Source organism: Desertibaculum subflavum, assembly GCA_003576705.1.
In the GTDB taxonomy this organism is placed as follows: Bacteria; Pseudomonadota; Alphaproteobacteria; order Ferrovibrionales; family Ferrovibrionaceae; genus Desertibaculum; species Desertibaculum subflavum.
In genome coordinates this window covers 14,229-35,069 of record QOZS01000002.1, presented here as the reverse complement: position 1 = coordinate 35,069, position 20,841 = coordinate 14,229, and the positions used below count along the sequence as shown (strand labels likewise).

At 68.4% G+C, this 20,841-nt stretch carries 21 protein-coding genes; 17 read left to right on the top strand and 4 right to left on the bottom strand.

The window, feature by feature from the left end:
* Position 1: 1 nt before the first annotated feature.
* Both cysE and tldD read right to left on the bottom strand, forming a co-directional pair.
* Positions 2 to 814 (bottom strand): serine O-acetyltransferase, encoded by an 813-nt coding sequence (cysE, locus tag DT074_RS01425; protein ID WP_119418016.1) that lies wholly within the window; start codon positions 812 to 814, stop codon positions 2 to 4.
* Positions 815 to 857: 43 nt separating this feature from the next.
* Entirely contained in the window at positions 858 to 2,300 is a 1,443-nt protein-coding gene (gene tldD / locus DT074_RS01420) for a metalloprotease TldD (RefSeq protein ID WP_119418015.1), read from the bottom strand.
* 323 nt (positions 2,301 to 2,623) lie between these two features.
* Here tldD and coxB point away from each other — a divergent pair, with 323 nt between their 5' ends.
* Genes coxB through DT074_RS01385 form a run of 8 tightly spaced genes read left to right on the top strand, consistent with a single transcriptional unit; the run spans position 2,624 to position 8,717 of the window.
* The gene (gene coxB, locus DT074_RS01415) at positions 2,624 to 3,469 is read left to right on the top strand and encodes a cytochrome c oxidase subunit II (RefSeq protein WP_119418014.1); all 846 of its coding nucleotides are present in this window, start codon (positions 2,624 to 2,626) and stop codon (positions 3,467 to 3,469) included.
* Between the two features lie 29 nt (positions 3,470 to 3,498).
* The gene (ctaD, locus tag DT074_RS01410) at positions 3,499 to 5,139 is read left to right on the top strand and encodes a cytochrome c oxidase subunit I (RefSeq protein ID WP_119418013.1); all 1,641 of its coding nucleotides are present in this window, start codon (positions 3,499 to 3,501) and stop codon (positions 5,137 to 5,139) included.
* A 22-nt stretch (positions 5,140 to 5,161) separates the two neighbouring features.
* Positions 5,162 to 6,082 (top strand): heme o synthase, encoded by a 921-nt coding sequence (locus DT074_RS01405; protein WP_119418012.1) that lies wholly within the window; start codon positions 5,162 to 5,164, stop codon positions 6,080 to 6,082.
* Positions 6,083 to 6,093: 11 nt separating this feature from the next.
* Positions 6,094 to 6,216, top strand: a complete 123-nt coding sequence (locus tag DT074_RS28400; protein WP_368744368.1) for a cytochrome c oxidase system small membrane protein — start codon at positions 6,094 to 6,096, stop codon at positions 6,214 to 6,216.
* Positions 6,216 to 6,809: a cytochrome c oxidase assembly protein gene (locus DT074_RS01400; protein ID WP_119418011.1), complete on the top strand. Its 594-nt coding sequence runs from the start codon at positions 6,216 to 6,218 to the stop codon at positions 6,807 to 6,809. The genes DT074_RS28400 and DT074_RS01400 overlap by 1 nt, the downstream gene beginning before the upstream one ends.
* Before the next feature lie 5 nt (positions 6,810 to 6,814).
* The gene (locus tag DT074_RS01395; protein WP_119418010.1) at positions 6,815 to 7,639 is read left to right on the top strand and encodes a cytochrome c oxidase subunit 3; all 825 of its coding nucleotides are present in this window, start codon (positions 6,815 to 6,817) and stop codon (positions 7,637 to 7,639) included.
* Positions 7,640 to 8,008: a DUF983 domain-containing protein gene (locus tag DT074_RS01390; RefSeq protein ID WP_119418009.1), complete on the top strand. Its 369-nt coding sequence runs from the start codon at positions 7,640 to 7,642 to the stop codon at positions 8,006 to 8,008. It begins immediately after the preceding gene.
* A 1-nt stretch (position 8,009) separates the two neighbouring features.
* Positions 8,010 to 8,717 carry an SURF1 family protein gene (locus DT074_RS01385; protein ID WP_119418008.1) on the top strand — a complete coding sequence of 236 codons (708 nt, stop codon included), beginning with the start codon at positions 8,010 to 8,012 and terminating at the stop codon, positions 8,715 to 8,717.
* 7 nt (positions 8,718 to 8,724) lie between these two features.
* Here DT074_RS01385 and DT074_RS01380 read toward each other — a convergent pair whose 3' ends face one another.
* Complete coding sequence (locus DT074_RS01380) at positions 8,725 to 10,443, bottom strand: DUF255 domain-containing protein (protein ID WP_119418007.1); 1,719 nt, start codon at positions 10,441 to 10,443, stop codon at positions 8,725 to 8,727.
* A gap of 75 nt (positions 10,444 to 10,518) precedes the next feature.
* Between DT074_RS01380 and DT074_RS01375 the strand changes: the two genes are divergently transcribed.
* The 9 genes from DT074_RS01375 (at position 10,519) to DT074_RS01340 (ending at position 19,966) form a co-directional block, all read left to right on the top strand.
* Positions 10,519 to 12,009 (top strand): carboxypeptidase M32, encoded by a 1,491-nt coding sequence (locus tag DT074_RS01375; protein ID WP_119418006.1) that lies wholly within the window; start codon positions 10,519 to 10,521, stop codon positions 12,007 to 12,009.
* Positions 12,010 to 12,038: 29 nt separating this feature from the next.
* Positions 12,039 to 12,686 carry a hypothetical protein gene (locus DT074_RS27875; RefSeq protein ID WP_162914546.1) on the top strand — a complete coding sequence of 216 codons (648 nt, stop codon included), beginning with the start codon at positions 12,039 to 12,041 and terminating at the stop codon, positions 12,684 to 12,686.
* Between the two features lie 26 nt (positions 12,687 to 12,712).
* The gene (locus DT074_RS01370) at positions 12,713 to 13,705 is read left to right on the top strand and encodes a C45 family autoproteolytic acyltransferase/hydrolase (protein WP_162914545.1); all 993 of its coding nucleotides are present in this window, start codon (positions 12,713 to 12,715) and stop codon (positions 13,703 to 13,705) included.
* 26 nt (positions 13,706 to 13,731) lie between these two features.
* Positions 13,732 to 14,286, top strand: coding sequence for a histidine phosphatase family protein (locus DT074_RS01365; protein WP_119418004.1), 555 nt, complete (start codon positions 13,732 to 13,734; stop codon positions 14,284 to 14,286).
* Between the two features lie 58 nt (positions 14,287 to 14,344).
* Entirely contained in the window at positions 14,345 to 16,150 is a 1,806-nt protein-coding gene (mutL, locus tag DT074_RS01360; protein ID WP_119418146.1) for a DNA mismatch repair endonuclease MutL, read from the top strand.
* A 69-nt stretch (positions 16,151 to 16,219) separates the two neighbouring features.
* Entirely contained in the window at positions 16,220 to 17,578 is a 1,359-nt protein-coding gene (locus DT074_RS01355; RefSeq protein WP_119418003.1) for an adenylate/guanylate cyclase domain-containing protein, read from the top strand.
* Positions 17,575 to 18,021, top strand: coding sequence for a GNAT family N-acetyltransferase (locus tag DT074_RS01350; protein WP_119418002.1), 447 nt, complete (start codon positions 17,575 to 17,577; stop codon positions 18,019 to 18,021). Before DT074_RS01355 ends, DT074_RS01350 begins: the two co-directional genes overlap by 4 nt.
* 38 nt (positions 18,022 to 18,059) lie before the next feature.
* Positions 18,060 to 18,608 carry an amino acid synthesis family protein gene (locus DT074_RS01345; RefSeq protein WP_119418001.1) on the top strand — a complete coding sequence of 183 codons (549 nt, stop codon included), beginning with the start codon at positions 18,060 to 18,062 and terminating at the stop codon, positions 18,606 to 18,608.
* Positions 18,609 to 18,631: 23 nt separating this feature from the next.
* Positions 18,632 to 19,966 (top strand): amidase, encoded by a 1,335-nt coding sequence (locus tag DT074_RS01340; RefSeq protein ID WP_119418000.1) that lies wholly within the window; start codon positions 18,632 to 18,634, stop codon positions 19,964 to 19,966.
* Here DT074_RS01340 and DT074_RS01335 read toward each other — a convergent pair.
* Positions 19,963 to 20,826 (bottom strand): acyl-CoA thioesterase, encoded by an 864-nt coding sequence (locus tag DT074_RS01335; RefSeq protein WP_119417999.1) that lies wholly within the window; start codon positions 20,824 to 20,826, stop codon positions 19,963 to 19,965. The genes DT074_RS01340 and DT074_RS01335 overlap by 4 nt on opposite strands.
* Between the last annotated feature and the right edge of the window lie 15 nt (positions 20,827 to 20,841).

Here is a 20,841-nt window from a genome sequence, read left to right as displayed (position 1 = left end):
ATCACTTCTCGAACGGAATGCGCTGGTCCATGTCGCGGGCGGGATGCTCCGAGCCGCATTCGCCGACATAGCGGGCCGGCACGCCGGCCACCGTGCAGCCGGCGCGCACCGGCTGCAGCACCACGCTTCCGGCGGCCACCTTGGCATAGGCGCCGACCTCGATATTGCCCAAGATCTTGCAGCCGGCGCCGAGCAGCACGCCGCGGCGGATCTTCGGGTGGCGGTCGCCGCGCTCCTTGCCGGTACCACCGAGATTGACCCCGTGCAGCATGGAGACGTCGTTCTCCACCACGGCGGTCTCGCCGATCACCACGCCCGTCGCGTGGTCCATGAACACGCCGCAGCCGATGCGCGCGGCCGGGTTGATGTCGACGCCGAACACCTCCGACGACCGGCTCTGCAGGAACAGGGCCATGGTGGTGCGGCCCTCGTTCCACAGCCAATGGGCGATGCGGTGCGTCTGCAGCGCCTGGAAGCCCTTGAAGAACAGCAGCGGCTGCACCGCGTAGTGGCAGGCGGGATCGCGGTCGGTCACCGCGCCGATATCGGCGCGCACGGCAGAGGCGGCATCCTTGACCGAGGCGAGGCCCTCGTCGAACACCTGGCGCAGCAGCATGGCCGGCAGGTCGACATTGCCGAGCTTGTGGGCAAGCACGTAGGAGAGGCTCTGCTCCAGGCTCGGATGGTTCAGCACGCTCGCATGCAGCATGCCGGCCATCACCGGCTCCTGCATCGCCATGCGCTCGGTCTCGCCGCGGATCTGTTCCCAGACCGGGTCGAGCGCCGCGATCTGTACGCCGGATTGCACGTTCATCAGGCCCCTCCTGACGCTCCCAAGGATATGCAGCCCCAAATAACTAGGCAGCTTTGGCGGCGGTGCCGCCGACGGTGATGGCATCGATCAGCAAGGTCGGCTGGCCGACGCCGACCGGCACGCCCTGGCCGTTCTTGCCGCAGGTGCCGACACCGTCGTCGAGCTGCATGTCGTTGCCGATCATCGTCACCTTCTTCAACACCTCGGCGCCGGCGCCGATCAGGGTCGCGCCCTTGAGCGGCCGGCCGACCTTGCCGTCCTCGATCTCGTAGGCCTCGGTGCAGCTGAACACGAACTTGCCGGAGGTGATGTCGACCTGGCCGCCGCCGAAGTTCACGGCATAGACGCCCTTCTTGACGGAACGGAGAATCTCGGCCGGATCGTGGCTGCCGCCCAGCATGATCGTGTTGGTCATGCGCGGCATCGGCATGTGGCCATAGCCCTGGCGCCGGCCGTTGCCGGTCGCCGCCATGCCCATCAGCCGGGCGTTCAGCCGGTCCTGCAGATAGCCCTTCAGGATGCCGTCCTCGATCAGGACGGTGCGCTGGGTCGGGGTGCCCTCGTCGTCGACGGTGAGCGAGCCGCGCCGGGAGGCGATGGTGCCGTCGTCGATCACGGTGACGCCCTTCGCCGCCACCTGCTGGCCCATCAGGCCGGAGAAGACCGAAGTCTTCTTGCGGTTGAAGTCGCCTTCCAGGCCATGGCCGATCGCCTCGTGCAGCAGGATGCCGGGCCAGCCGGGGCCGAGCACGACCGGCATCTCGCCGGCCGGAGCGGGGACCGCGTCCAGGTTGACCAGCGCCTGGCGCAGCGCCTCGTCCACGCTTCCCTGCCAGCGCGTCGGGTCCAGATAGGCGGCATAGCCGACCCGGCCGCCGGCACCGTGGCTGCCGGATTCCTGCCGGTCGCCGTCGCCGACCACGACCGAGACGTTGAGCCGGACCAGCGGACGCACATCCTCGACCATGTGCCCGTCGGCGCGAAGGATGGTGACGGCCTGCCAGGAGCCGAGCAGCGAGGCCGAGACCTGGCGCACGCGGGCGTCCTTCGCCCGGGCATAGGCGTCGATCTCCTGCAGCAGCTTGGTCTTGGTCTCGAAGCCCTGCTCGTTCAGCGGATTGTCGGCGGCGTACAGCGCGCGGTTGGTGCGGGCGGGGGCCGCCGCCATGCTGCCGGCATGGCCTGCCTTGACCGCCTGGACCGAGGCGGCGGCCCGCTTGATCGCTTCCTCGTCCAGTTCGGAGGCATGCGCGTAGCCGGTCGATTCGCCGTTCACCGCGCGCAGCCCGAATCCATGACTGGTGTCGAAGCTCGCGCTTTTCAGCCGGCCGTCGTCGAACACGAAGGATTCCGACTGCACGTATTCGAGGTAGAGCTCGCCGTCATCCATGCCGCCAAGGGCGCCCTGGACGATGCCCTCGACCCGGCCCCGATCGAGGCCGGCGCGCTGGAAGAACAATTGCTGGGCCGAAGTCTCGCTCGTCATGTCGCCACTCGGATCCGCTGTGTTCAGGCCAAGGTAGCGCGGCCCGAGGCCGATTTCGACAGCGCCGGACTGCAAAATTGCACGGGCAGGCCCCGAGCGTGTAGTTGCACTTATTGCAATCCGGACGGCGCCTTCCGGTGCCCTGCCGGCCCGGTCGGCCGATCCTGCATTGCGCCGCGTCAACGATTGCCCAAAGCGCGACCACGTGTCACGCGGTTGGACAAGCCCTCGATCTATAGTTAGGAAGCGCTTTGGAGACCGCGGGGGATCGGGCGCCGGTCGGCGCATCTCCCCCATATGTTGATCATGGAGAGGCCGGGGCAATGCGGGTCGATCGCTTGCTGGGTTGGGGAATATCGGCGATCACGGCATTGGGCGCTTCGGCGCCGGCCTGGGCCGAGGAAGTCTATGGCCAGCCGAGGCCTTGGCAGCTCGGCCTGCAGCCGGGGGTGACGTCGCTGAAGGAAGGCATCGGCGACTTCCACAACCTGCTGCTGATCATCATCACGCTGATCACCATCTTCGTCCTGGCACTGCTCGTCTATGTGATGTTCAAGTTCAGCGCCAAGAACAACCCGGTCCCGTCCAAGACCTCGCACAACACCCTGGTCGAGGTGGCCTGGACCGTGGTGCCGATCATGATCCTGGTCGTGATCGCGGTGCCGTCCTTCAAGATCCTGTACGACCAGGAGCGCATCCCCGAGAAGGTCGACCTGACCATCAAGGCGACCGGCTACCAGTGGTACTGGGGCTACGAGTATCAGGATCAGAAGGTCGCCTTCGAGTCGCGCCTGGTCGAGGAGAAGGACCTGAAACCCGGCGAGCTGCGCCTCCTCACCGTCGACAATCCGGTGGTGGTGCCGGTCAACGCCACCATTCGCGTGCTGACCACGGCGAGCGATGTCGTGCATGCCTGGACGGTGCCGGCCTTCGGCGTGAAGAAGGACGCCTATCCGGGCCGCATCAACCAGCTCTGGTTCAAGGCGGAGCGCATCGGCACGTATTACGGCCAGTGCTCCGAGCTCTGCGGCACCCTGCACGGCTACATGCCGATCATGGTGAAGGTGGTGTCGCCAGAGGATTTCGCCAAGTGGATGGACGAGGCGAAGAAGAAGTTCGCCAGCGAGGATGCCGAGGAGCCGAAGCGGCTTGCGGCGGTGCGCGACTGAGCAAGATCAGGATTTGAACGGGGTCGACCATGGCTGAGTCCCACGCCCATTCCCACGGTCACGCTGCGCCCGGCGCACATGGTCACGACGACCACGCGCACACGCCGTACGGCTGGCGCCGCTGGGTCTATTCCACCAACCACAAAGACATCGGTACGATGTACCTGATCTTCGCGGTGGTGGCGGGGCTGATCGGCGGCTTGATGTCGGTGATCATGCGGGCCGAGCTGATGCAGCCGGGCGACCAGGTGCTCGGCGGCGACCATCACCTGTTCAACGTGCTGATCACCGGCCATGCGCTGATCATGATCTTCTTCATGGTCATGCCGGCGATGATCGGCGGCTTCGGCAACTGGTTCGTGCCGCTAATGATCGGGGCGCCCGACATGGCGTTCCCGCGCATGAACAACATCAGCTTCTGGCTGCTGATCCCGGCCTTCGCGCTGCTGCTGATCTCGATCTTCGTGCCGGGGCCGCCGGGCGGCGCGGGCGTCGGCGGCGGCTGGACCATCTATCCACCCTTGTCATCGGCCCTCGGCCATCCGGGCCCGGCGGTCGACTTCGCCATCTTCTCGCTGCATGTCGCCGGCGCCTCGTCGATCCTCGGCGCCATCAACTTCATCACCACGATCTTCAACATGCGCGCGCCCGGCATGACGCTGCACAAGATGCCGCTGTTCGTGTGGTCGATCCTGGTGACGGTGTTCCTGCTGCTGCTGTCGCTGCCGGTGCTGGCCGGCGCCATCACCATGCTGCTGACCGACCGCAATTTCGGCACGCATTTCTTCGATGCGGCGGGCGGCGGCGACCCGATCCTGTTCCAGCATCTGTTCTGGTTCTTCGGCCACCCCGAGGTCTACATCCTGATCCTGCCGGGCTTCGGCATGATCAGCCAGATCGTGTCGACCTTCTCGCGCAAGCCGGTGTTCGGCTATCTCGGCATGGCCTACGCGATGGTGGCGATCGGCTTCGTCGGCTTCGTCGTGTGGGCGCACCACATGTACACGGTCGGCATGGACGTCGACACCAAGGCCTATTTCACCGCCGCCACCATGGTGATCGCGGTGCCGACCGGCGTGAAGATCTTCTCCTGGATCGCCACCATGTGGGGCGGCTCCATCCAGTTCAAGACGCCGATGCTGTGGGCGATCGGCTTCATCTTCCTGTTCACCGTCGGCGGCGTGACCGGCGTGGTGCTGGCCAATGCCGGCGTCGACACCGTGATGCACGACACCTACTACGTGGTGGCGCATTTCCACTACGTGCTGTCGCTCGGCGCCGTGTTCGCCATCTTCGCCGGCTTCTACTACTGGTTCGGCAAGATGTCGGGCTACGAGCTGAACGAGACGCTGGGCAAGATCCATTTCTGGACCACCTTCATCGGCGTCAACCTGATCTTCTTCCCGCAGCACTTCCTGGGGCTCGCCGGCATGCCGCGGCGCATTCCGGACTATCCGGACGCGTTTGCGGGCTGGAACTACATCTCGTCGATCGGCGCCTATATCTCCTATGCCGCGACCTTGCTGTTCATCTGGATCGTGATCGAAGCGTTCCTGCGCAAGCGCCGGGCTGCGGACAACTACTGGGGCGAGGGTGCGACCAGCCTGGAATGGACGCTGTCGTCGCCGCCGCCGTTCCATCAGTACATGACTCTGCCGGTGATCAAGTAGAGGGCGGGAAACGGGCGCCGCGATGACCGATATCGGCCTCCAGCGCGAGACGGCGCCGTTCGGCGCCGTTGCCGCAGGCGAGCCTGCGGCGGGCGACTACATCGCCCTGCTCAAGCCGCGGGTGATGTCGCTCGTCGTGTTCACGGCGCTGGTCGGCATCGTCGTGGCGCCGGGCCAGATCCACCCGCTGATCGGTGCCGTCGCGCTGTTCTTCATCGCGCTCGGCGCCGGCGCCTCCGGCGCGTTGAATATGTGGTGGGACGCCGATATCGATGCCCGGATGGCGCGGACCGCCTCGCGCCCGGTGCCGCAGGGCCGCATCGCGCCGCGCGAGGCGCTGGGCTTCGGCCTTGCGCTCGCCGTCTGCGCCGTTGCCTGCCTCGGCCTGCTGGTGAACCTGGCCGCGGCCGCGCTGCTCGCCTTCACCATCTTCTTCTACGCCGTGATCTACACGATCTGGCTGAAGCGCCGCACGCCGCAGAACATCGTGATCGGCGGCGCCGCCGGGGCGTTTCCGCCGATGATCGGCTGGGCCGCGGTGACCGGCGATATCGGCTGGGGCGCGATCGCGCTGTTCGCGGTGATCTTCCTGTGGACGCCGCCGCATTTCTGGGCGCTGTCGCTGGTCAAGGCGGGCGAGTACGCGCGGGCTGGCGTGCCCATGCTGCCGGTGGTCGCCGGGCCGGAAGAGACGCGGCGGCAGATCCTGCTCTATTCCTGGATCCTGGTGCCGGCCACCTTCGCGCCGCTGCTCGCGGGCGTGGGCGGGACCGCGTACCTGGCGGCGGCCGGCGCGCTCGGCGTGGTCTTCCTGGTGCTGGCGCATGCGCTGCACCGGACCAGCACCGACCGCGCCGCGATGCGCCTGTTCGGTTTCTCCATCCTCTATCTCTTCCTGCTCTTCGCCGTGCTGCTCGGCGAGGCGCTGGTGGCGCAGCTGTGAGGGCGGGCGCCATGGCGCAATCGGACATGCATCAGCAGCGGCGCGGCCGCAACTACGCGCTCGGCGCCTTCCTGCTGGCACTGGTCGTCATCTTCTTCGTCGTCACCATCGTGAAGATGAAGGGGGCGGGCTGATGGACGATCTCGGCCGCCGCAACCGCAAAGTGGGCCTGATCGCCGCCGGCGTCTTCGCCGCCATGGTCGGGCTCACCTTCGCCTCGGCGCCGCTCTACGACCTGTTCTGCCGCACCACCGGCTATGCCGGCACCACGCAGGTGGCGAAGCAGGCGCCGGACAAGGTGGTCGATCGCGTGGTGACCATCCGCTTCAACGGCGACGTCGCCCGCGGCATGCCGTGGAACTTCCGCCCCGAGCAGATCGAGATGAAGGTCAAGGTGGGCGAGGAGCACCTTGCCTTCTACCAGGCGACCAATCGCACGGCGCGCGAGATCACCGGCACCGCGACCTTCAACGTCCAGCCCGACCAAGCCGGCATCTACTTCCAGAAGATCGCCTGCTTCTGCTTCACCGAGCAGACCCTGAGGCCCGGCCAGACCGTCGACATGCCGGTCTCCTTCTTCGTCGATCCCGCCTTCGCCGAGGATCCGAAGATGGCGGGCGTCAACACCATCACGCTTTCCTACACTTTCTTCGAGGCGGCCGGGCGGAAGGTCTCGCAGGCGCCGTCCCAGGCACCGTCTCCGGCAACCGATCGCACCAGGGAGTGAGCAGCATGGCCTCCGCCGATGTGAAGGGGCACGATTATCATCTGGTGGACCCCAGCCCCTGGCCGGCAGTGGGCGCCACCGCCGCCTTCGTCACCACGGTCGGCGGCGTGCTCTACATGCATTCGATGCCGTATGGCACCCCGGTGCTGCTCATCGGCCTGCTGCTGGTCGCCTACACGATGTTCATGTGGTGGCGCGACATCATCCGCGAGGCGGAGCACGAGGGCCATCACACCCCGGTGGTGCAGCTGCACCTGCGCTACGGCATGGTGCTGTTCATCGCTTCCGAGGTGATGTTCTTCGTCGCCTGGTTCTGGGCCTTCTTCGGCGCCGCGCTTTTCCCGAATGCGAATATCGAGCATCAGTGGCCGCCGCCGGGCATCCAGCCATTCGACCCCTGGCACCTGCCGTTCCTCAACACCGTGATCCTGCTCGCTTCCGGCACCACGGTGACCTGGGCGCATCACGCGCTGCAGCACGGCGACCGCAAGGGGCTGGTGCAGGGCTTGATCCTGACCGTCCTGCTCGGAGCCCTGTTCACCTGCGTGCAGGCCTACGAGTACAGCCACGCCGCCTTCGGCTTCAAGGACGGCATCTACGCCTCCACCTTCTTCATGGCGACCGGCTTCCACGGCGCGCATGTGCTGATCGGCACCATCTTCCTGATCGTGACGCTCGGCCGCGCCCTGAAGGGCCATTTCACCACGACGCACCATTTCGGCTTCGAGGCGGCGGCGTGGTACTGGCACTTCGTCGACGTGGTCTGGCTGTTCCTGTTCTTCTGCATCTATGTCTGGGGCGCGGGCGGGGCCGCGCCGGCCGGGCACTGATTGGTCGAGCCGTATTTTCCACCGGTCTCTCCCTTCGTCGCGGGCTTGCGGTGCCGCTGTCCGCGCTGCGGCGAAGGGAAGCTGTTCCAGGGCTTCCTCACTGTCGCCCCGGCCTGCCCGCGCTGCGGGCTCGACTATGCGGGCGTCGATTCAGGCGACGGGCCGGCGGTCTTCATCATCATGATCGCCGGCTTCATCGTGGTCGGCCTCGCGCTCTGGACCGAGGTCAGCTTCGAGCCGCCGCTCTGGGTGCATGTGCTGCTGTGGTTCCCGCTGATCCTGGTGCTGTCGCTCGGCCTGCTCCGCCCGTTCAAGGCGGTGCTGATCGCGCTGCAATACCGTCACAAGGTGACGCAGGGCTTCGGTTGAAATGATCCGTTTCCGGCCACTCCTCTGGCCGACGCTGTTCACCGTGCCGGCGATCGTCACGCTGATCGGCCTTGGCGTTTGGCAGCTGCAGCGCCTCGAATGGAAGCTCGGCCTGATCGCCAATATCGAGAGCCGCACCGGCCTCGCGCCGCTGCCGCTGCCGCCCAATGCGGCGCTCGATCCGGCGGCGCTCGAATACCGCCCGGTCACGGTGCGCGGCCGGTTCCGCCACGACAAGGAAATGCACCTGATCGCCGCCAGCCGGCGCGGCAATTCCGGCTACCAGGTGATCACCCCGCTCGACCGCGCCGATGGCGGCACCATCCTGGTCAATCGCGGCTGGGTGCCGAAGGAGAAGGTCGATCCGGCGACGCGGCCCCAGGGCCAGGTCGCGGGCGAGGTGACGGTGACCGGCCTGGTGCGCAAGACTTGGGCTCAGGGCTGGTTCGTGCCGGACAACAATCCGCAGAGGAACATCTGGTTCTATGGCGACGCGCCCGGCATGGCGCGTCATGCCGGAATCGAGGCGCCGCCGCTCTTCATCGAGGCCGACGGGACCGAAAACCCCGGCGGCTTCCCGATCGGCGGCCAGACCCGGCTCAACATCCCGAACGACCATCTCGGCTATGCGCTGACCTGGTTCGGCTTCGCTGTCGTTCTGGCCGTGATCTACCTCGTCTTTCACCGCCGCGAAGGCCGGCTCGGCTGATCCGCTCTCAGGGCAGGGCGCGGTCGAGACGGTCGAGCTGCCCCGCGATCTCGCCTGGGCCGGTCACCGGCAGCGAGCAGAAGGTCCGCGTGCAGGCGAAGGCGGCCGGCTCCGGATAATCCGGGTACTTCACGTCCGGATTGGCGAGCGTGCCCTCGCGCCGGTCCCACCATTCCGCGCGTTTGTGCGTCGCCGGATAGGCCAGCGCGGCACGGTAGAGCGCCGCCGCACGCGGATCGTCCTTCCGGCCGATGACGGTGACGTGCACCGGCTCATGCGTCATCTCGGCCTCGGCCTGCAGCAGGTCGGGCAGGAAGGCGGCTGCCTCCAGCACGGCGGGCGAGGTCAGGTAACCCATGCCGTTCTCCGCGATGGTGCGATAGCCTGCCTCGCCGGTATAGGCGGCGAGCAGGTTGAACATCCGCGTCGCCAGCACGTTGTCCTCGCGGCTCTTCACCGGCTTGCCGAGGAAGCCGGCTTCGGGCCGGGCGCCGGCGAAGAAGCCGCCGGTTTCCGGATCGACGAAGGTCGCGGCGATGAAATCGGCCGTGCGGCGCGCCTCGTCAAGCCAGCGCCGATCGCCTGTGGAGCGATGCAGGCCGAGCAGCGCCCAGCTCATGGTCAGGCTGTCGGCGAGGAAGGGGCCGCCTTCGTCGGTCGCGCCGTGATGGAAGCCGCCGTCGGGCCGCCGCCGCGCCTTGAGTGCCCATTCCGCCGCGGCGATGGCCAGCTCGCGCGCATCCGCCTCGCCGGTCGCGTCGAAATAGGCGACCAGTCCGCTGATCGCCATGCCGTTCTCGCGGGCGTAGAGATTCCTGTCGATGCCGGGATCGCCGCGTTCGCGGCCGAGGCTGGCATAGAAGCCGCCTTCCGGCGCGCGCAGCGTATCCTTCAGGTAGTCGACGATGCGGCGCGCCGCGGCCCGGTAGCGGTCATCGCCCCAGAGCGAATAGGCGAGGGAGAAGGCCCGCAGGCCCGCTTCCTGGGCGAACATCGGGAATTCGCGGTGGATCTTGCTCCAATCGGCGGCGCCGGTGACCTGGGCCATGGCGCCGTGCTCGGCATCCAGCATGCCGCGTGCCTTCAGCAAGGTGGCGCGGATGCGGTTGGCGAACCCGGCATCGCCGGCCTTGGCGCGGTCCAGCGCATAGGTCCAGGTCGGCCCATCGGCGAGCTTGGCCCGGCCGCCCCAGCCGTCGTTCTCGCGGTCGTAGTTCTTCTCCATGAAGGCCAGGATCTCGGCGCGCGCCGTATCGTCCAGCCGGACCTGCCGGGAGATCGGCCGTTCGTCGCCGGAGGGGATGTCGTATTTCAGCGGCGTCGGGTCGGCGACCGTGCCCTTCAGAATCGGCAGGAAGAAGCGGACCGAATAGAAGCCGCGCAGCTTGACGATCTCGGTGCCGTCCGGCCCGAACAGCACCGTCGCCGGCCAGCCCCAGCGCTCGTAGCGCTGCGAGATGTCGGGCCGGCTGTCCTGGTCGACGCGGACGGGAATGAAATGCTCGGCGATATAGGCCCGCACGTCCGGGTCGGCGAAGGTCTCCTCGTTCATGGTGTGGCACCACGGGCACCACCAGGATTGCAGGCTGAGCAGGACGAACTTGTTCTCGGCGCGGGCCCGCTCGAACACCTTGTCGCTCCAGGCCTCCCAGGCCGGGCCTTCGGCCGCCGAAGCCGCCGGCACGCCGGCCAGCACGATCAGGAGAGCGAGGAGCATGCGCCGCATTGGTGCTTCCTTTCCGCCGCCGCGGCGCACTATAGGTTCGGGTTAAAGTCACAGTCCGTCACGAGGGTGTGAGGCATGAATCAGACCGCCTATGCGGCATTGGAGACGCGGTTCCGCCGCATCGCGGCGATCTCGGGCGCGCTCGGCATCCTCGATTGGGATCAGGCGGTGATGATGCCGCCGGGCGGCGCCGCCGCGCGGGCGGAGCAGATCGCGACCCTGGGCGTGCTGCGCCATGAGCTCCTGACCGCGGCTGAGATCGGCGACCTCGCCGAAGCGGCGGCAGCCGAGCCGCTCGACGACTGGCAGAGCGCCAATCTGCGCGAGATGCGCCGCGCCCGCGCCCATGCCATGGCGCTGCCGCCCGACCTGGTGGAGCGCCGGGCCCATTGCGCCTCCTCCTGCGAGATCGTCTGGCGCGAGGCGCGCGCGAAGAGCGATTTCAAGCTGCTGGCGCCGAAGCTCGCCGAGCTGCTCGACCTGACCCGCGAAGCGGCGGCGGCGAAGAGCGCGGCGCTCGGCCTCGGCCCCTATGACGCATTGCTCGACGAGTTCGAGCCGGAAGCGCGCGAGGCGCAGATCGCGCCGGTCTTCGAGGATCTGGCGGGCTTCCTGCCCGGTTTCATCGGCGAGGCGCTGGAAAAGCAGACCGCCCGCCCGGCACCGCTGCCGCTCCCCGGCCCGTTCCCGGTGGAGTCGCAGCGCGCGCTCGGCCTGGAGATGATGCAGGCGCTCGGCTTCGCCTTCGATCGCGGCCGCCTCGATGTCAGCCTGCATCCCTTCACCGGCGGCGGGCCGCAGGACGTGCGCATCACCACGCGCTACGCGGAGGAGGATTTCTTCCGCGCCCTGATGGGCGTGCTGCACGAGACCGGCCACGCGCTCTACGAGCTCGGCCTGCCGGCGGCCTGGACCAGCCAGCCGGTCGGCCAGGCGCGCGGCATGGTGCTGCACGAATCGCAGTCGCTGCTGGTCGAGATGCAGGTCTGCCGCAGCGATCCGTTCCTGCGCTTCGCCGCCCCGCTGATCGCGAAGAGCTTCGGCCGTGACGGCGAGGCCTTCGCGGCGCCGAACCTCGCGAGCCATGCGCGCCGCGTGTCGCGCGGCCTGATCCGCGTCGACGCCGACGAGGCGACCTATCCGCTGCACATCATCCTGCGCTTCCGGCTCGAGCGCGCGCTGCTCGACCGCGCCCTCGGCGTGGACGAATTGCCGGTCGCCTGGAACGACATGATGCGCGAGCTGGTCGGCGCGGTGCCACCGAACGATGCGCTGGGCTGTCTGCAGGATATCCACTGGCCCTCCGGCGCCTTCGGCTACTTCCCGACCTACACGCTCGGTGCATTGTCCGCTGCGCAGCTCTATGCCGCCGCCCGCGCCGCCGACAGTGGTATCGAGCCGGCGATCGAACGCGGCGAGTTCGCGCCGTTGCTCGCCTGGCTGCGCGCCAACGTGCACGGTCATGGATCGCGCCTCACTACGGATGAAGTGCTGCGCCATGCCACCGGCGCGCCGCTCAGCACCACCGCGTTCAAGCGTCACCTGCAGCAGCGCTATCTCAGTTAGTCAGAAAGAGGGCGGGGGCTATGTAGCTGATGCGCTGGTTTGCTCTGGTGGCCCTCGCTGCAATTGCGCACGGTTGTGGCGGCTCGCAAGGTAATAGCAGTCCAAGCGCTGCGACACCTGTCCGCGCGGTATGTCCCGCTGAACTGAACGTCTTCTATTTTGCGCCCGGCACCTTCGATGCTGACCGCCCCGATTTGGACGAGTTCGAGCGTAAGTGGTTCTCGGAGCACCTCAGGGCAATGGAGGCCCCGACTCTGTCTTGCGGGAGGGATGATGTTGCGTTGGAGACTTACCGATTTTTGTGGCTGCGGACCTTTCACCATCCGATTTCTGTTCATGTCCGTCGCACTGCATCGGGCGTGACCGTTGATGCCGTCGAGCTGTCGGGCGCAGGCGGCTATGAACCAGGGTCCATCTCGAAACGCGGTTCTGGGCTGTTGAGTTTGACCGACTGGCAAAAGCTCGATGCGGCGTTGGCCGTAAGCGCCTTCTGGACGCAGCCGACGAATGACTCTCGGGGCGTATTTGATGGCGCCCAATGGATCGTAGAAGGTCGGCGCGGCCACGAGTATCACGTCGTGAATAGATGGAGTCCGGAGGCTGGTCCCTACAGGGACCTGGGCCTGCTGTTTCTTCAACTGGCGGGGTACGTCGCGAGCGACCTGGAGATCTATTGAAGGGCTCGTTGACACGTGGACAACGCATGACCACCGTCGAATTCGTCGCCGTCGAGGAAGACTGGCCCGGTCCGAAATGGCAGGCCCGGTTTGGGCGCTGCGCGGCGCCCTATCTCGGCTGGATCGCCCGGGAGAAGCCGGAGCGGCGGCCGTCGCTGCAGGAATGCCGCGAGGCGATCGAACGCCATATGCCGGAGCTCGCACCCCTCTACGACCGGCTCTGCGAGCTGGTCGGGCCGGACGCGACGGCGCGGCGGCTGCTCAGCATGTGGTGCCCGCCGCCGCTGTTCGGCGGCTGCAGCGTGGTGGTGGCGCCGAGCGGCGAGCCCGCGCTGGTCCGCAACTACGATTTCACCCCGGACTTCTTCGAAGGCACCTTGCTGAAGAGCCGATGGCTGGGGCGGCAGGGCGCCGTGATCGCCATGTCGGAAGGCTTCTTCGGCGTGCTCGACGGCATGAACGAGGCCGGCCTAGCGCTCGCGCTCACCTTTGGCGGCCGGCCGGCGCTCGGCCATGGGTTCAGCATTCCGCTGACCCTCCGCTATGTGCTGGAAACCTGCGCCGACGTGCCCGCGGCGGTCGAAACGCTGCGCCGCCTTCCCTGTGCCATGGTGCAGAACGTGCTGCTGCTCGATCGCGCCGGCCGCCACAGCACCGCCTGGCTCAGCCCCGACCGGCCGCCGGAATTCGTCGGCCTCGGCTTCACCACCAATCACCAGCGCACGGTCGAATGGTTGGAATCGGCACGGTTCAGCCGCACCGTCGAGCGCGCGACGCGGCTCGCCGAGCTCTGCAAGCTGCCCGGCATGACAGCCGACGGGCTGCGCGAGGCGCTGCAGCAACCGCCATTCTATCGCACCGATTTCGCCGCCGCGCTCGGCTCGCTTTATACCTCTGTCTATCGCCCGGCCTCCGGCATGGTCGAGCTGCATTGGCCGGGCGAGGCGCCCTGGCGGCATTCCTTCGGCGCATTCCAGGATGGCAGCCGCGTGGTTGACCTGGGGCGAGGGGCGCCGTAAGAGCCTGCCCCCGTCCGGAGCGCGTCATGCCCGAATCCGTACACCTGATCCGCCACGGCCAGTCGACCTTCAACCTGGTCTATGCCGAGACGGGCGAGGACCCTATCCATATCGATGCGCGCCTGACGCCGCTCGGCCACGAGCAGGTCAAGCTGCTCAGGCAGGTCGTCCGGCGCAACGAATACGACCTGATCGTCACCTCGCCGCTCACCCGCGCGATCCAGACCACGCTCGGCCTGTTCGGTGGCCTCGCGACGCCGTTCCTGGTCGAGGCCGGGCACCGCGAATGGCTGGAGGCGAGCTGCGATATGGGGCGGCCGAAAAGCGCGCTGATCCCCGAATTTCCGACCTTCGCGTTCGACCACCTGCCGGAGGTGTGGTGGCACGACGAGGGAACCCGCGACGCCAACGGCATCTGCCAGGAGCCCTTCGAGACCTTTCTCGGCCGCGTGGAGACCTTCCGCGACTGGCTGCGCCGCCGGCCGGAGGATCGCATCTGCGTCGTTGGCCACGCCACCTTCTTCAAGCACCTGGCCGGGCATCTGATGAAGAACTGCGAGATGCTGCCCTGGCGGCCGTGAGCTTCGCGGCCGTTGGCGGTAGAATGACCTACCGGATCCCGAATCGGTGATTTTCGTGATGCAATCGGCGCCTGCGCTTCGCACGGCCGACAACCGGACCGCCATCCGGCGGCTGCCGGAGACACTGGTCAACCGTATCGCCGCCGGCGAGGTGGTGGAGCGGCCCGCGGCGGCGCTGAAGGAGCTGGTCGAGAACGCCATCGACGCCGGCGCGCGCCGCATCGATGCGGTGCTGCGCGAGGGCGGCCGCAGCCTGATCGCGGTGAGCGATGACGGCGCCGGTATGGGGCCGGAGGATCTGCGCCTCGCGGTCGAGCGCCACGCGACCTCCAAGCTCGCCGGGGACGACCTGGTCGATATCCGCTTCCTCGGATTCCGCGGCGAGGCGCTGCCGTCCATCGGCGCGGTGTCGCGCCTTTCCATCGTCAGCCGGCCGCATGGTGCTGACAGCGCGCAGCGTATCGCGGTCGAGGCGGGCGAGGTCGGTCCGGTCGAGCCGGCGGGCGCGCCGCTGGGCACGCGGGTCGAGGTGCGCGATCTCTTCTACGCCACGCCGGCGCGGCTCAAATTCCTGAAGAACGAGCGGGTCGAGTTCGGCCATGCGCTCGACGTCATGAAGCGCCTCGCCATGGCGCATCCCGGCATCGCCTTCTCGCTCAGCGACGGGGAGCGCGTGGCGCTCCGCCTCGCCGCCGCGAACGGCGATCTGTTCGCGAGCCGGCTCGACCGGCTCGCCGCCATCCTCGGCCGCGACTTCGCCGAGAACGCGCTGGCTGTCGATGCCGAGCGCGAAGCCTTGCGCCTCACCGGCCATATCGGCGTGCCGACTTACAACCGCGGCACCGCGCAGGCGCAGTTCCTGTTCGTCAACGGCCGCGCGGTGCGCGATCGCCAGCTGATCGGCGCGGTGCGTGCCGCCTATGCCGATGTGCTGGCGCATGACCGCTACCCGGTGGTCGCGCTGTTTCTCGACCTGCCGCCGGATCTGGTCGACGTCAACGTGCACCCGGCCAAGGCCGAAGTGCGGTTTCGCGATGCCGGCCTGGTGCGCGGCCTGATCGTCGGCGGGCTGAAGCAGGTGCTGGCCGCGGCCGGGCATCGCACGGCGACCACAATCTCGACCGCCGCGCTCGGCGCCTTCCGGGCCGAGGGACTGCAAGCGCCGCCTTCGGCATGGAACCGCGGCTTCGACTTCGCGCCGACCCGGCCCTCGCCGGTGCTGATGGAGCGTGCCGCCGAGTGGCAGGCGCCGCCCCCGCCGGACACAACGCCGCCGGCCGAGCTGCCGCCGCTCGGCCTCGCCCGCGCCCAGATCCATGCGACCTACATCCTGTCGGAAACCGCCGACGGCCTGATCCTGGTCGACCAGCACGCCGCGCATGAGCGGCTGGTGATGGAGCGCATGAAGGCGGCGCTGGCCGGGCAGGGGGTGCCGTCGCAAGCGCTGCTGCTGCCCGAAGTGGTGGAGCTGGCCGAGGACGAGGTGACCCGTCTCGACCAGCGCCGCGACGAGCTTGCCGGCCTCGGCCTGGTGCTGGAGGCTTTCGGCCCCGGCGCGGTGGTGGTGCGCGAGACGCCGGCCCCGCTCGGCCATGCCGATGTGAAGGCGCTGGTGCGCGACCTCGCCGACAGTCTCGCCGAGATCGACCAGGCGCTGGCCCTGACCGACCGGCTCGACCATGTCTGCGCCACCATGGCCTGCCATGGCTCGGTCCGGGCCGGGCGCAAGCTCTCGGTCGAGGAGATGAACGCGCTGCTCCGCGAGATGGAGGTCACGCCGCGCTCCGGCCAGTGCAATCACGGCCGGCCGACCTGGGTCAAGCTCGGCCGCGGCGACATCGAGCGCCTGTTCGGCCGGCGATAGGCCGGCTCTATCGACATCATCGCGCTTCGGCATTGGCCGGCGCCCCAGTCGCCGGTCAGGCTGCGGGCCATGCAGATAGCGCCCTGGCGCGACAATCTGGCCTCTTTCCTGCTCGGCCCGGCGCCGGCGCGGGCGCTGCCGGCGCGCGTGCTCGACCAGATCGCCCACCAGCAGCGGCGCGGCGAGATCCTGATCGGCTGGATGCAGGCGGTCGTGCTGGCGGTGTTCGCCGCGCTCTACCACGTCTCGCCGGAGCCGCTGCTGGTCGACGTGCCATTCGATCCGGTGCCCTGGGCGCTCGGCCTCTACGCCGCCTTCACCGCCATCCGCCTCATCGCCGCGCATCGCGACCGCCTGCCGTTCTGGTTCGTCGCGCTGTCGGTGCTCGCCGATGTGGCGCTGTTGATGGTGACGATATGGAGCTTCCACCTGCAATATGCCTCGGTGCCGTCCTTCTATCTGAAGGCGCCGGCGCTGCTCTACGTCTTCATCTTCATCGCGCTGCGGGCGCTCTGCTACGACCCGCGCCCCGTCGTGCTGGCGGGGATTGCCGGCGCGGCCGGCTGGCTCGTCCTGCTCGGCTATGCGCTGGCCAAGGCGACGCCCGACGTAATCACCGCCGACTATTTCGAGTACATGACGTCCTACAAGATCCTGCCGGGGGCGGAGATCGACAAGGTGATGTCGATCCTGATCGTCACCGGCCTGATCACGCTTGCCATGCTGCGCTCGCGCCGCCTGCTGGCCCGCGCAGTGGCTGATTCCACCGCGGCGATGGAGCTGTCGCGCTTCTTCGCGCCGGAAGTGGCGCGCGAGATCGCCGGCGCCGCGATGGCGATCCGTCCGGGCGACGGCGTGGAGCGCGAGGCGGCGGCGATGTTCGTCGACCTGCGCGGCTTCACCCGGCTCGCCGGCACCATGGCGCCGAAGGCACTGGTCGAGCTGCTGGGCGAGTACCAGCGCCGCGTCATCGCCATCGTCCAGGCACATCGCGGCACCATCAACACCTTCCTCGGCGACGGCATCATGATCACCTTCGGCGCGACGCGGCCGAGCACAGCCTATGCCGCCGACGCGCTGCGCTGCGCCGCGGCGCTGATCGACGATCTCGGCGCCTGGTCGGCGGCGCGCCGCGACCAGGGCTTCGCGGCGCCCGGCATCGGCATCGGCGTCGCGCATGGGCCGATGATCTGCGGCGCGATCGGCGACGAGAGCCGGCTCGAATACGCGACCATCGGCGACGCGGTGAACCGCGCCGCCAAGCTGCAGAACCAGACCAAGGCGGAAGGCGTCGTGGCGCTGACCACGGCGGCGACGCGCGACCTTGCCGCAGCTCAAGGCTACGATGGCGGCAGGGCAGGGGAAACGCGGCCGGCACGCACCGTGGCCGGCGTCGCCGAGCCCGTCGACCTGGTGGTGATCCGATGAGCGAGCTTGAGATCTGTCCTGTCACGCCGGGGGATGCCGAGGTTCTGATTTCGTTGGCGCGCGACTTCCATCGCGAGGACGGCCATCCGCTCGACCCGGCGGTCGAGCCTGGCATCCGCAAGCTCGCCGCCGGCGATCCGGTGGCGCCGACCTGGATCATCCGTCAAGGCGGCGCCGTCATCGGCTATGTCGCCCTGTCGCTCGGCCATACCATCCTGGCCGGCGGTCCGGACGGCTTCATCGACGACCTCTACCTCGTGCCGGCCGCACGCGGCCGCGGTATCGGCCGCCGCGTGCTCGCCTTCGTGGAGGCCGAGGCACGGGCGCGCGGCTACCGCGCCTTGCACCTGGAGGTGGAGATCGCCAATACCCGCGCCCAGCGTATCTACGCGGCTGCCGGCTACGAGGCGAGCCCGCGCAAGCTGATGACGAAACAGCTCTGATCTCCGCTACACTGGCACGCCATCCTCGGGAGACGCCTGTGCAGCCGAATATCCGAAAGGTCGTGACGGTTCGCGACATTGTGTTGTCGGAAATGGGGGTCGAGCTTCGCTCTCCGATTGTCCGAGCCGTCGGCATGGCGGTGATCGCCAATCCATTTGCCGGCCAGCTGGTGGATGATCTGCGGCCGTTGTTCGAAGCGGGAGCGCGCGTCGGCAAGCTTGTGATGGAGAATCTGGTCGAGGTACTGGGCAGTCCTGCCGTCGCATACGGCAAGGGCGCTATCGTGGGCGTCGCTGGCGAGATGGAGCATGGCGGTGCCTGCATCCACCCGATGCTGGGAAAGCCGATGCGCGCGGCGGTGGGCGGCGGCAAGTCGGTGATTCCGTCCAACGTGAAGGTGGCTGCGATGGGCGCGAGCCTCGACCTGCCGCTCGGCCACAAGGATGATCCCTGGTCGTTCGACCACTTCGATACGATCACCGTCGCGGTGGCAGATGCGCCCCGGCCGGATGAGATCGTGGTGGTGATGGCGATTGCCGATGGCGGCAGGCCTCTGCCCCGAGCCGGCAGCGCGCCGGCGCGCTGAGTTCTGCGAGACGGAGAGTGGATATGCGTTGGACGGTGAAGGAGCTGCAGGCGGCGCTGGTCGCGGGCGAGACGACCAGCGAGAAGCTGGTGACGGAGGCGTTCGAGCGGATCGCCGATCCGAAGCTCGAAGGCACCAAGGTGTTCACGCGGCTCCACAAGGAGGCAGCGCTCGACGCGGCGCGGCTTTCCGACCGGCAGCGCGCCCGCGGCCATGTGCCTTCGCCGCTCGCCGGCTTGCCGATATCGATCAAGGACCTGCTCGACATTGCCGGCGAGCCGACGCCGGCCGGCTCCGTCGTGCTGGCGGATGCGCCGGCGGCGCGGCAGGACGCGCCGGTCGTGGCCCGGCTCCGCGCCGCCGGCGCGATCATCGTCGGCCGCACCAACATGACGGAATTCGCCTATTCCGGCATCGGTTACAACCCGCATTACGGCACGCCCGGCAGCCCGCCGGACCGCTCGCGCGTGCCCGGCGGCTCGTCCTCCGGCGCCGGCGTCTCGGTCGGCGACCGCATGGCGGTGATCGGCATCGGCACCGATACCGGCGGCTCGACCCGCATCCCGGCGGCCTTCTGTGGCACGGTCGGCTACAAGCCGACGGCGAAGCGCGTGCCACTCGATGGCTGCGTGCCGCTTTCCTTCTCGCTCGATTCGATCGGTCCCTTGGGTCCCTCGGTCGCCTGCTGCGCCGTTGCCGATGCGGTGATCGCGGGCGAGACGCCCATCGCGCCGTCGCCGCTGCCGGTCGCCGGGTTGCGGCTTGCCGTCGCGACCGGCATCCCGCTCGAGCAGATGGACCCGGCCGTTGCGCGCGCCTTCGACGATGCGATCAAGCGGCTGGCCGCGGCCGGCGCCCGCATCACGGAGCAGCCCTTCGCCTTGTTCCGCCGCTTCGCCGAGGCCTCGTCCGCCGGCGGCTTCGCCGCGGCCGAATCCTTCGCCTGGCACCGCCAGTTGCTGGCGCGGGCCGGCAATCGCTATGACCCGCGCGTTCGCGTCCGCATCGAGCGCGGGGCGGCGATGGCCGCTGCCGACTATGTCGACCTGCTGGACTTCCGGCGCAAGGTGATCGCCGAGGCGGCGGAGGAGACGGCGCCGTTCGACGCGGTGCTGCTGCCGACGGTGCCGATCCTGGCGCCGAAGATCGCGGCGATGGCGAGCGACGAGGAATTCGCCCGCTGCAACCTGCTCACCTTGCGCAACACCGCGCCGGTCAACTTCATCGACCGCTGCGCCATCAGCCTGCCGATCCAACCGTCGGGCGAAGCCGGGATCGGCCTGATGCTGATCGGCGAGCACGGGGCCGACAGGCGGTTGTTCGCGGTGGCGGCCGGCGTCGAGGCCGCGCTGGCTTAGGCCAGCACGCGCGTCAGCCCCTCCTGCACCGCCGAGACGACGAGCTCGCCGTCGGCGGTGAAGAAGCTGCCGCGACAGAGCGCGCGGCCTTCATGCAGCACCGGACTGGTCTGCGCGAACAGCAGCCATTCGTCGGCGCGGAACGGCTTGTGGAACCACATCGCGTGGTCGAGGCTCGCCTCCTCCACGCGCGGATCGAGCCAGCTCCGCCCATGCGGCTGGAAGGCGATGTCGAGCAATGTCATGTCGGAAGCGAAGGCGAGCACGGCGCGGTGCAGCGCCGGATCGTCCGGCAGCCTGTCGATGGCGCGCAGCCAGGTATTCGCGGCTGGCGCCGCGGGCGGTGGATCGAACAACGGCACCGGATCGATGGTGCGGTAATCGATGGCCCGCGGTGCCAGCAGCCACGGGCGATCGTCGACCGGCAGCCGGTCGGTGAATTCGCGGCGCCAGTCGATCTCGTTCTTGTGCGCTTCCGGCGGCGCCACCTTCGGCATGACTTCCGTCTGGTGTCCCGGCGCGGGCTTGTGGTCGCTGGTAAACGAGGCCGTGAGCAGGAAGATCTCGCGGCCGTTCTGCCAGGCACTCACCTGGCGCTGGGCGAAGCGCTTGCCGTCGCGGAGCCGCCGCACCCGGTATTCGAGGGGTGCCGCCGGATCGCCCGGTAGGAGGAAGTTGCAATGCAGCGAGTGGCAGTCGCGGCCGTCGGCGGTGCGGCTTGCAGCGACCAGGCCTTGCGCGATCAGCTCGCCGCCGAACATGCGCTTGCGGGTCGCCTCGACACTGCGCCCCTCGAAACGATCGTCACCGAGGGGCGCGAGGTCGAGCGCCCGCAGGAGGGCCTGCAGGGGATCGGACATGTAGGTACTACCTGT